The sequence below is a fragment of the Flavobacterium hydrocarbonoxydans genome, assembly GCF_009789235.1.
Taxonomy (GTDB): Bacteria; Bacteroidota; Bacteroidia; order Flavobacteriales; family Flavobacteriaceae; genus Flavobacterium; species Flavobacterium hydrocarbonoxydans.
Window position 1 is genome coordinate 183,362 of the sequence record NZ_WSTB01000008.1, and the last position, 12,123, is coordinate 195,484.

Here is a 12,123-nt window from a genome sequence, read left to right on the forward strand (position 1 = left end):
TTAATAGTTATTAATTTTACCAACCTGGATTTTGATTATAATCTCCATTAGCCAATCTAATTTCTGTTTCAGGAATTGGAACTAAACCTTTCGTTTCTGTTCTGTATTTTGCAGTATAATTTGCAGCAGTACCTGAATTGTTTACCGGAATAGGATCGTTAAATGCTGTCTCAACATCTCCCCAACGTACTAAGTCGAACCAGTGTAAACCTTCGAAAGCAAGTTCGTGTAAACGCTCTTCTTTTAAAGCAGCAAGAGAGTAACCTACAGGTGGTAAACCACCAGCTCTTTGTCTTACCGCATTCATTCCTGTTGCAGTTTTAGTGATTTCTGAGTGCATTAATAATACATCAGCATAACGCATTAAAATAAAATCCTGAGCATGCATCAATTGCATATCTGTATTAGACCAATCATATAATTGTACAAACATACCTACGTTTGCTCCTGCAGCTGTTGGATATTGTACTGATGTATATTTTTTATTAAAAAACCCTGTTTCATGATCTCCTTTTCCTGCAGCATAACCATCAGTTCTCTGGTCAGCTTGTCCAACCTGAAGTATAGAACCTTTTTTTCTTGGGTCAGCATCAGCCCAGTTACCCCATAATTTAGGATTCACTGTACACCATCCCCATCCTTCTCCAAAAGGAACTAATGATTGTCCACGGATAGAATTAAACAAAGCAAGTCTATTAGTATAAATATTACCATTGCTCCATCCCCAGTCTCCAAAAGAAAATCTTTGTACAAACATTGATTCTTTATTACCAGTACCAAACGTTGGTGCTAAACCATCTTGTCCAGCCCATGATAAATTTTCAGTGTCAGCCCAAGGCAAAACAGTTTCGCCTGCAGCAATGTTTAGATATGAATAAGGCCAAAGATTTCTGAAATCCGAAACCAAAGCGTGACCGCTATTAGCTATACAATCATTCAAATACCCTGCAACATCTGTAGCGCTTAAAGAACCTCCACCAGCTAATGGCAAAGTTTCCGTAGCCTGTTTTTCGATATTAGTCATATAACCCGTATAATACAAATAAACACGAGCCAAATATGCCTCTGCAACCCATTTGTTAGCATGTCCATAGCTAGAAGTTGGAATGCTTGTTACCGGTGTAGCCGGCATTGTTTCAATAGCCAATTTTAAATCAGCGGCAATTTGCGCATACGTTTCTGTATAAGTAGATCTTGGTACCTTTCTGTCTCCTTCAAAAGTTGTAATTAAAGGAACTCCACCAAAAAATTTAGCCATTCTGAAGTAGAAAAAAGCTCTCATAAATAAAGCTTCACCAATCGCTTGCTTTTTGAATGCTTCAGCTTCAGCCGGAGTAGTAAAGTAAGTATTAAAATTAGCCACAGGTGTTCTTTCGATAATGGCATTGGCTCTTGCAATACCTTTGTATGACTGTGTCCATAAATCGCGATATGTATCTTCAGTTGGATCTTCGAAATTATCTACCCATTTGGCCGTTTTATCATCTGCTCCACCACCACCTAACATCATGTTATCCATCAGGTTGGCAGCCATTTGTTCCTCGCTATGAATATTTACCGTGTAGATTGCATTGTAAACACCCGCCATAGCTTCATCAATATCGGTAGGCGTTTTGTAGAAAGTATCCAAACTTTTTTCGGAAATATTCTCTGTATCGATGTACTCCTCACAACTTGTGGCAACAAAAAGTGCTGAAATTGCTATTAAATATTTTATATTTTTCATTGTTATAATGTATTTTTATTAAAAATCTGCACTTAAACCAAACATTACTGTTCTAGATTGCGGATATAAACCAAGATCTACTCCTGAAGCCCAAGGCATATTTGTATCATCTCCTCCAAAACGAACCTCCGGATCCATACCATCATACTCTGTAAAAGTGTATAAATTGTTTACTGCCACATAGAATTTTAAGTTAGAGATAAACTTAAAGTCAGCCAATATCTCATTAAAATTATACCCTAACGTTAAGTTGTTTATTCTTAAGTAATCAGCATCGTGCATGTAGATATCTGAAATTTCATTGGTATTTCTATTTGATACAGAAGACAATCTCGGCATCTTGTTTGAAGTTCCTTCACCATGCCAACGATTAAAAACATCTGAAGTATAGTTTTGTTTAGGGCTATCAGAAAAAGATCGATACGATTGCATAATCTGTCTTCCAAATTTACCAGCCATTGTAGTATTTAGATATACATTTTTGTATTCAAAATTCAACTGAATCCCTAACTCAAAATCCGGGTTTGGTTTTCCTAAATATCCTTTATCTTTTTCATCAATTACACCATCTTGGTTTTGATCTACAAAACGCACATCTCCCGGACGTTGGTCAGCAAAATAAGGCTGACCTGTAGGTCCTACATAAGCATCCGCTTCTTGTTGGTTTTGGATAATACCATCTGTTTTGTAACCGTAGAAGAAACCAATAGGCTGTCCTACCTGTGCTCTTGAAATTTCTGAAGTTCCCTGAGACAATACATGAGCTTTCCCGTGAAGTATTCCATCAGCATTGTTAACTTCTGTCACTTCATTTTTGTTGAAAGCACCACTTACGGTAGCACCATATTTAAAATCTCCAATTTTATCTTTCCAGTTTACAGAAAATTCAAGTCCTGAGTTTACAATTGTCCCACCATTAACAAATGGAGCATCTAATCCAGTTGTTCCTCTAATAGCATCAATAACTAACCAGCCTTTAGTTGATTTTTTGTACCAGTCGATAGTTGCTCCTAATCGTGAATCGAAGAAAGCCAAATCAAGACCAAAATCTAATTGTTCTGATGTTTCCCATGATATTACAGGATTAGGTAGTACTTTAGGGTAAGCAGTTGCTCCTGAAACAGGTTTAGTGTCTCCGAAAAAATATCCTGGAAATGCATAAGCAATACTTGAACTATAATAGTAGGCATAAGGTACATTTTCATTTCCATTTTGTCCCCAACTTGCTCTTAATTTAGCATAATCAAGCAAACCTGACGTACCAGACATAAAATCTTCTTTGGTAATTACCCAACCTGCAGATACTGATGGAAAATAACTTCTTCTTTCTCCCTTTGCAAAATTTGAGGAAGCATCAACACGCATCGTACCAGATAAAAGGTATTTTTCTTTATAGTCATATTGCGCTCTTCCGAAGTAAGACCAGACACCTCCACCTCCAGCAGCATTATCCATACCATTAGCATTGATATCATTGATAGATGCAGGAGATTTTGTATTGTTTAAATATGCATATTTTGGATCAGTACCAAACAATAAGCCATTTCTCGAAGCACTTATTGAATTATTTAAATCATATTGAATTAACTCAGTACCAGCAACAGCAGTAACTTTATGATCTCCAAATCTTTTTTCGTATGAAATAGTATTGGTCCATGTTGAGTTAATACCAATATACTGATTTTGAGAAGCTCCATCAACAGCATCGTTATAAAGCACTCCTAAATGATACGTTGAATTCATAGATCTTCCGTATCCAAACCAAGAATCAATTCCGTAAGTTGTTTTGAATTTTAAATTCAAAATAGGTTCAACTTCTAAAAATACATTTCCAATGATTTTACTATCTCTTGGGTAGCTAAAATTACTTCTGTAATACATTACTGCCAATGGATTGGTTTGTGTATTATGAATACCATCTAAAGTTGGTGTAAATCCTAATGGACTGATATTTCTATCAATAGCAGGTTGCCAATATGCAGGCATCAAAGGATTCTGAACTAATGCATTGTGCAAATCGTTACCATAGATGTCACCATTTGAAACCGATCTGTTTTGTGTATTGGTATAGGTTAAGTTTTCTCCAACAGTAATGATAGCATGTTGATCGTTCTTTTTCAACACCATTTGTGTATTCATTCTAGCTGTAAATCTTTTAAATCCAGCATCTACCAGATTTCCGCCAATGATACCATCCTGATCAAAATACGACGCACCGAAAGAGTATGTAATATCTTCGCTACCACCTGTAATATTAAGCGCGTGACTTACAATAGGTGCATCTTTTTTAGACATTTCATTAACCCAGTTGGTACCTTTCCAACCGTTTTGCAGGTTGTTCCAGATTTCATCTCCTAATTGTGTACCAGCACCAGGATAATTCGTATTCAACCAAGTGTTATTCGTTAACATTGCATGCCAGTCATGTGGAGCCTTACCATCATTAAGATTTCCTTCATCCATAATGTACATATACTCCTGTGCATTCAAAGGGTCTAAGTTTTTATAGATATTTTGGATACCAAAGTAAGAGTCATAACTAATTCTAGCTGGTCTTCCTTTACGTCCTTTAACAGTGGTAACCAAAACTACACCGTTTGCCGCTCTGGAACCATAGATAGCAGCAGAAGCTGCATCTTTCAAAACATCAATAGATTCGATATCAGCAGGGCTTAAATAATCTATGTTTCCAACCGGTACACCATCTACAATGTATAAAGGGTTTGAATTACCATTTGTCCCCATACCACGAATAGTTACTTTAGTTCCTGCACCAGGCGCTCCACTATTTCTGGTAACCGCAACTCCGGGTGCAATACCCTGAAGTGATTCCATTGCAGATCCAGTATTCAGATCCTGAAGTGCTTCTCCTTTAAAGTTAGCAGCCGCTCCTGTAATTAAACCTTTCTTTTGTGTACCGTATCCGATAACTACAACTTCATTTAATCCTTGAGATTCTGTTTTTAATTGAATATTAAGTTTAGTTGTTCCGTTTATGGCTTGCTCAACAGTGTTATAGCCTACGAAACTAACTACCAATGTTCCATTAGATGGAGCACTAATTTGAAATTTCCCATCAAAGTCCGAAGCACTTGCTTTCTTCGAGCCCTTAACTAAAATTGTCGCCCCTGGGACGGGTAATCCATTTTCGTCATTAATGGTTCCGTTTATCGTAACGTCTTGTGCCATTGCGATAACTGAAAACAGTAGAGACGAAATACAAAAAATAAGTAATTTTGTTAATTTCATTTTTCTAAGAATTTTGGTTAATTAATTAGTAATTTGATGCAATAATAAAGTTAAAGTTTTACTAAAAACAATTAAAATTTTATTACAAAAACACATCAAAGCATAAATTAACACCCTACAAAAACACATCAAAATACATTTAAAAAATTGATTTTCAGTTACATAAATTTTTATATATAATGTTATTCAAATGTTAACAAAAAATTTACAACACTACGGCCTATCAAATTTAATAATTCTCATTTTAAGTGATATTTTGATGAAAAAATCATTTTATACAACTATGATATATAAAAAAAATGTCGAATATTAAAACAATACCCCTAAAAATAGGCTAGGAAAATTATGAAATTCGTAAAATTATTTTTTTCTAATACTTGTCGCTTTTATCTTTCATTTTTAAAATGAGTAATAATCAAAGCCTAAACAAACTGCATAATTTAAAAGCAAATGAGACTGCAAAAAAATACCAAAACAGCTCCCCTTTATACCAAGCTTAATTTTTTATAGTATAGTTTTAGAAGTGTTATTTTAATAGTTTAATAATAACAAAACCTATACATCTTTTTTATTAAGACACCATTTTTAAGCACTTTTCGTATGTCAGAATAAGTCATAAACACATCATATAAAAATAGCTCATACTCACAAAGAGCATGAGCTATTTAACAACCAAACTTAACTTAGCTTTTTAATTATTTAGCAAATGAAATCATCAATATTTTCAAACATTTGATTTTTAATGATTTACACAAACCAAAGCTTTATTCTATTTCTTTAGACCGTTGAGTGTAATTAATTTCAGGTTTTACCTATTTTCATAGACCCCACTTTAACATCACTATCTTACTAAAAAAACTTTTCTTATCCTTTAAAATCAATATAAACCAAATTAAAATCTCCATTTTCGAAAACTACTTTGATTTTATTGATACCCGAATTTAAATTTACACCCGACAAAGTAGCCGTTTTATAATTATCATTCCCTCCTGTGGCCGGAAGAACAATACTTTGCGTTTTTTTACCATTTTCTAATTCCAAGTGAATTTTTCCAGTAGTTTTTTCACTCGAATAACGTATAGCCACTTTATAGCTTTTGGTCTTAGCCACCTCAGTTGTAAATTGCAGCCATTCTCCATCTTCGATAAAAGAAACCTGATAACCGTTGGATTCTTTTTCTTTGCTAGGCAAAATATCTACACCATCATTTCGCATTGTATTTCCTTTATTCCATTGGTCATAATTGCCAGTTTCTACTCGATAATTCACAAAATCTTTATCAGAATAGGCAATTTCATTTGTTCCTAAATCATAGTGTGTTGCCTGAATCTTACCCGGAATTAGATGTTTTTTATACGGTTTAGTATCGTCGGTTTGTACTTGTCTAAACATGGCATCAATAACATCTGGTTTTACGGTTACGTTTTCCATTTTGTAATTATCCGCCATTGTCATCAATGCTTTTTTTGCAAAAGCTGCTGATGGTTTTTCACCACCATCTTTCCAATATTTTAATAAAACATCGTATTCCGGAATTTTCGTTACCGAAGTTACACCCGCAATATTTTCGATTTTTTTCATTGGCCAAAATGCCCAGCCAATATTATTTTTTTCAACAAGTGACAGTGCTTCTTTGAACCAAACATTCGAATTTTCGCCACTTTCTCCTAACCAGATCGGAACATTGTATTGCGTTCTGTAATCCAGCATTTTCTGGATAGAAGCTGTCGTATTGTAGTTCCAATATTTATGAAAACTCAAGGCCATATTTTCATCCCATAAAGGAAAAATTCCCTCATAATTATTTCCCCAGCAATTTCCTTCGATAAAAATTAAATGATTGTTATCGACTTCACGAATTGCTTTTGTGACCTCGATCATTAAGGCTCTCAAAGGCGCATTTGACGTTTCGTCGCAACCATTTTTATTGGTTCCTGTAAAATTCCAATTCGGCTCATTAATAATATCATAAGCACCCATCCAGGTATTATCTTTGTAGCGTTCTGCCAGTTTTTTCCATAAGGCAATCATTTTTTTCTGATTGGCTTCACTTTGCCATAGCGATGGTTTAGTAGTGTCATAATCTGATATTGCAGCGTCATTCCCTTGTCCGCCAGGAGCTGCGTGCAAATCCAGAATGAGGTACATTTTATTATCAGCACACCATTTTAATAAATTATCAGTCATGGTAAAACCTTCTTCTAACCAAGTAATTTCACCATTTTTTTCTTCTTCAATTGCTGGCGTGTATAAATTATAGTGCATTGGCAAACGAACCGAATTAAAACCCCAGGCTGCTAACGAATCGATATCACGTTTGGTAATTCCGTTTGCTTTGTAAGCTGCATAAAATTCCTTAGTTCCTTCATCGCCTATAACTTCCTGAATTTTTTGTTTAATAGCATATTGCGGACTTGCAAAAGATTGTGTCTGAAGCATGTATCCTTCCTGAACCATCCATCCACCGAGTCCTAAGCCTCTCAAAAGAACATTTTGCCCCTGACCATCTACAATTTTCTGTCCGTCACGATGCAAGAAACCCTGACCAAAAGAAGCAATAGAAAGTAAAATCTGCACTATTATAATTGTTTTTTTCATAAAAATATATTTTAAATTTTGCGAAAATTAAATCACTACTTCCAGGTATAGGTCCCTACCGAACCAGCATCCAGAGAAGTTGTAACCCATTTTCCATTGAATTTTATATTGAAATTTTCTGTAACATTTCCATCATTTTCAACAATTAATACTTTTGACCCTGATGGGGTAACGAAAGCTACATTCTGTAAATTTCCACTTGAATTACTTGCAATTCTTATCGAACCAGCAGGAACAAATTTTGAAGCATGTGCAATTATGTAATACGCTACATTACGCTCAACACTCTCTCCAGAAATGGTTAATGCTCCTTTGCAAACTGTACATCCCCCGTTTGTATAAGGTCCAAACGAAGCATTATTTGCAAGATTCCATTCTAAAGCGTTTTTACTCCAGTTACGCATCGATCCGATGATCACATTACGAAGATGCCACTTTAAATCACCTCCAAAATCTGAAGTTGATGAAGTATATTGTTCTGTAAAATAAATGTTCTTACTTGGGTAAGCATTGTAAACATTAGAAAGTGCATTAATATCTCCTGCATAAAGATGAAAAGCAGACCCGTCCACAAAAGGGTTTGCATCGGCATCAGCCAAAATTGCTTTTGGATAATTTGGGTTGTCACAATTATGATCGTAAGCAATAATTTTCGTTGTAATGTTGGCAGCTTTGAATGCTGGTCCTAAATTGTTTTTTATGAAATTAGTCTGTTCCAAAGCAGACATTTCCATACTTGGATTATTTCCTGCGTGCAAAGGCTCATTTTGAGGTGTAATGGCGTCAATTGTAATCCCTTCGGCTTTCATTTGCTGGATGTATTTTACAAAATATTTTGCATACACATCATAATATTGTGTTTGCAGTCTGCCGCCTTTAAAACTATCGTTGTCCTTCATCCAAACTGGGGCCGACCAAGGTGTTCCCAAAATTTTTATCTTCGGATTTATGGCTAAAATTTCTTTTAATAAAGCGATAACTCCGTTTTTATCTTTGTCCAGACTAAATTTTGCCAAAGCCAAATCGGTATCTCCTTTTGGAAGGTCGTTATAACTAAAAGGTTCGGCATTCAAGTCTGAAGCACCGATACTAATCCTGATATAACTCACGCCGATAGATGACGCCTTAGAACCAAATAATTCCTCCATAAGGGCCGCTTTTTTTGAAGCACTTAATTGATTGATAACTTCGGCACTACCTCCTGTGAGCGTATATCCAAAACCATCAACAGTCTGGAATTTCTGAGCTTCATTTACTTCGATACTTACTAATGAATTACTTGCTGTACTAAAACCTAAAACACCTGATTGCTTAGTTAATAATACGGTTTGGTCTGATTTTGTCAGCCAAAAATCGACATCATTTGTTACTGTAACCGGTGGTGTAACCGGAGGAACAACCACAGGAGGCTGATCTACAGTATCACTTGAAGAGGAACACTTTACGTGAGTCAATATTGCAAGTGCAAAAAAGAGGACTTGGATTGTTTTTTTTAAATTATGTTTCATTTTTTTATAGTTTTTAGTTAATAGACCAACTAATACACAATGGTTTGCATGGCATGAGCTGGTATGGTTATGTTTGTTTTAGAAGTCCTGTTTGTTAAACTATAAATCACTTCTTTATCGGATGGATTCATGACAATCGTTGCTGTTTTTCCATCAGGATTTTTAAATGAGGTACTCAACAAGGTTTTGTCGTTTACAATTCCCTGAATTCGTTTAGCATCTGGGCGAATAAATTTTGAAAAATGTCCAATATAATAATACATAGGCGTATAAATCAATTCGTCTTTTGTAGTATCGGCATGAATGGGAGCAAAGCAAAAATTCCCGACGTGATTGGGGCCTCCGTTTTGATCCAAAAGAATATTCCAGTCTGTCCAGCCTACAGTTCCATTGTTAAAATCATTAATCATATTGATTCCGTAACGTTCGGCATTTCCCCAAAACTGATATTTTTTGGCATCAAATCTTTCGTTGCAACCTTCTGTAAATAATAAATTTTTATCTGGAAAAGCATTATGTACATTCGCAACAGACTCAAATTTTGGTGGTCCGCCATTCCAGGTTTCGTACCAATGAAATCCGATTCCCCATGCGTATTTGGCAACTTCAGGATCAGAAAAAACCAAATTTGCCCTCTTTTCGAGCATTTCACCGCGGTTATGATCCCAAATAATGATGTTTTTCTTCCCAAGTCCCTGATTTTCTAAAGTGGGTCCCAGAAAATTTTTCAAAAAATCCCTTTCGCCTTCAGGAGTATAAATACACGATTCCCAGCTTTGAGTGGCCATTGGCTCATTTTGAATCGTCAATCCCCAAATTGGAATTCCTTCTTTTTCGTATTCTTCTATAAATTTTGCATAATAATTAGCCCATGATTGTGCAAACTCAGGCAATAAAACGCCGCCATGTAAAATATCATTATTGTCTTTCATAAAAGCTGGGGGACTCCAAGGACTGACAAATAAGGTTAATTTACCGCCGGCAGTTTCAATTGCTTTTTTAAGTAATGGAATTCTATATTTTCGATCGTGTTCAATACTGAAGGTTTTCAGCTCTTTATCACCTTCCTGAATATAAGTATAACTTTCGCTGCTGAAATCACAGCTATGAATATTGGTTCTGGCTAAAGAATAACCAATGCCCGTTTTTTTATCGTAATAGGCTTTTAGAAACTCTTTTTGTTTTGCTGGAGACAATTTTGCAAAGACTTCGGCACTTGCGTCTGTTATCGCTCCGCCTATTCCTAGAAAATTTTGATAGGTTTTCATTTCATCAACCGTAATAGCAGTACTATTTTTTTGATCTGTAGAGGATTTTAAAATCAAATCATTTGACAATGACAATCTTAAATCTGAATTTTCAGCAGTGGTATAAACTTCGATTTTGGGATTGGGATGAAACGCCAAAGATTTAGCCGTCTCTCCTTTTTTTGAGGAAGAACAACTAAATTGCAAAATTAGTATTGGAACTATAAATAGGTTACTGACTGATTTCATCGTATTTTCAAAGTTTTTTAAATAGTATAAGTCGATTAAAAATTAATACACTAATGTTTGTATGGCATGCGCAGGGATTTTAACAGCCGTTTTTTCGCTTGCTATTATCAAATTATAAATAATCTCATTGTCGGTATGGTTCATAACTACAGTTGCTATTGTCCCGTCGGTATTCAAAAAAGAAGTGCTTAATAATGCGCTTCTGCTTACTGCCGAACTGACACGAACAGCATCCAAACGAATAAATTTTGAAAAATGTCCGATATAATAATAAGACGGTGTATAAATTAGCTCTCCGGTTGTCGTATCGGCATGAATAGGTGAAAAGCAAAAATTACCCACATGATTAGGACCTCCGTTTTGGTCTAAAAGAATATTCCAATCTGTCCAGCCAGCAGTTCCGTTGTTAAAATCATTAATCATCGAAGTACCATATCTTTCTCCGTTACCCCAAAATTGATATTTTTTGGCATCAAATTTTTCTACACATCCTTCCGTAAACAATAGTTCTTTATCTGGGTAAGCTTCTTTTACTTTTGCAACATTATCAAACATCAAAGCTCCGCCAGACCAGTTTTCGTACCAATGAAAACCCATTCCCCAAACATATTTTGAAGCCTCCGGATCTGAATAAATTACATTTGCTCTGTGGTTCATCAAATCACGATTATGATCCCAGACAATAATCTTTTTGTCTCCTAATTTTTCTTTTTTGAGGGTTGGTCCCAGAAAGTTTTTTATAAAATCTCTTTCTGCTTCAGCTGTATAAATACAGGATTCCCAGGTTTGTATCGCCATTGGCTCATTTTGAGTTGAAGTTCCCCAAATAGGAATTCCTTCTTTCTCGTAGGCTTTTATAAATTTTACATAAAAATCAGCCCATGTTTGATAATACTCTGGCAATAATGTCCCGCCTTTAAGGACGTTTTTATTGCTCTTCATGAAAGCATTTGGAGACCATGGCGCAACATAAGTGGTTAATTTTCCTCCTGCCGTTTTGATGGCTTGTTTAATCAATGGAATGCGATATTGCTTATCATGATCAATAGAAAACGTTTTTAAATCTTTATCGCCTTCTTCGATATAAGAATAGCTTCCACTGCTAAAATCAGAACTTTGTATCGTTGTTCTTAGCAATGAATAGCCAATTCCTTTTTGCTTATCGTAGTAGGCATTTAAGAATTCTGTTTGTTTTTCTTTTGAAAGTTTAGCAAAAACTTCAGCACTCGCATCTGTTATAGCCCCTCCAATCCCCATAAAGGTTTGAAATCTTTTGGATGGTTCAACAAACACCGAAATTTCAACTTCTAATGGCTGTTGGGAAGCAGAAAAAACTAAATTATCTGTTGCGGTCAATCTTAAATCAGACTTTTCAGCGGTAGTATAAACTGTTATTTTTTTTCCATTGGTTGTAAATTCTTTTTTTGAATTTTGCTGCTGCGCTAACGCTGTCAACGAAAACAAAAAGCACAGAATTTTAAAACTATTATTTTTCATTCTTCTCTTTTCAATTTAGATTTTAAAATGAGGTCGCAAAACCTGCAAA

At 35.2% G+C, this 12,123-nt stretch carries 6 protein-coding genes; all 6 read right to left on the bottom strand.

From position 1 onward, the window contains the following. Nucleotides 1-16: 16 nt before the first annotated feature. The 6 genes from GON26_RS15110 to GON26_RS15135 all read right to left on the bottom strand — a co-directional run bounded on the left by GON26_RS15110 (nucleotide 17) and on the right by GON26_RS15135 (nucleotide 12,074). On the bottom strand, nucleotides 17-1,726 hold the full coding sequence (locus tag GON26_RS15110) for a RagB/SusD family nutrient uptake outer membrane protein (protein ID WP_160375614.1): 1,710 nt from the start codon (nucleotides 1,724-1,726) through the stop codon (nucleotides 17-19). An 18-nt stretch (nucleotides 1,727-1,744) separates the two neighbouring features. Continuing rightward, the gene (locus GON26_RS15115; protein ID WP_160375615.1) at nucleotides 1,745-4,975 is read right to left on the bottom strand and encodes a SusC/RagA family TonB-linked outer membrane protein; all 3,231 of its coding nucleotides are present in this window, start codon (nucleotides 4,973-4,975) and stop codon (nucleotides 1,745-1,747) included. Between the two features lie 864 nt (nucleotides 4,976-5,839). Continuing rightward, nucleotides 5,840-7,573, bottom strand: coding sequence for a cellulase family glycosylhydrolase (locus GON26_RS15120; RefSeq protein ID WP_160375616.1), 1,734 nt, complete (start codon nucleotides 7,571-7,573; stop codon nucleotides 5,840-5,842). A 35-nt stretch (nucleotides 7,574-7,608) separates the two neighbouring features. Next, entirely contained in the window at nucleotides 7,609-9,081 is a 1,473-nt protein-coding gene (locus tag GON26_RS15125) for a glycoside hydrolase family 30 protein (protein WP_160375617.1), read from the bottom strand. Between the two features lie 29 nt (nucleotides 9,082-9,110). Next, nucleotides 9,111-10,577, bottom strand: a complete 1,467-nt coding sequence (locus GON26_RS15130; protein ID WP_160375618.1) for a glycoside hydrolase family 30 protein — start codon at nucleotides 10,575-10,577, stop codon at nucleotides 9,111-9,113. Between the two features lie 42 nt (nucleotides 10,578-10,619). Next, entirely contained in the window at nucleotides 10,620-12,074 is a 1,455-nt protein-coding gene (locus GON26_RS15135; protein WP_160375619.1) for a glycoside hydrolase family 30 protein, read from the bottom strand. Between the last annotated feature and the right edge of the window lie 49 nt (nucleotides 12,075-12,123).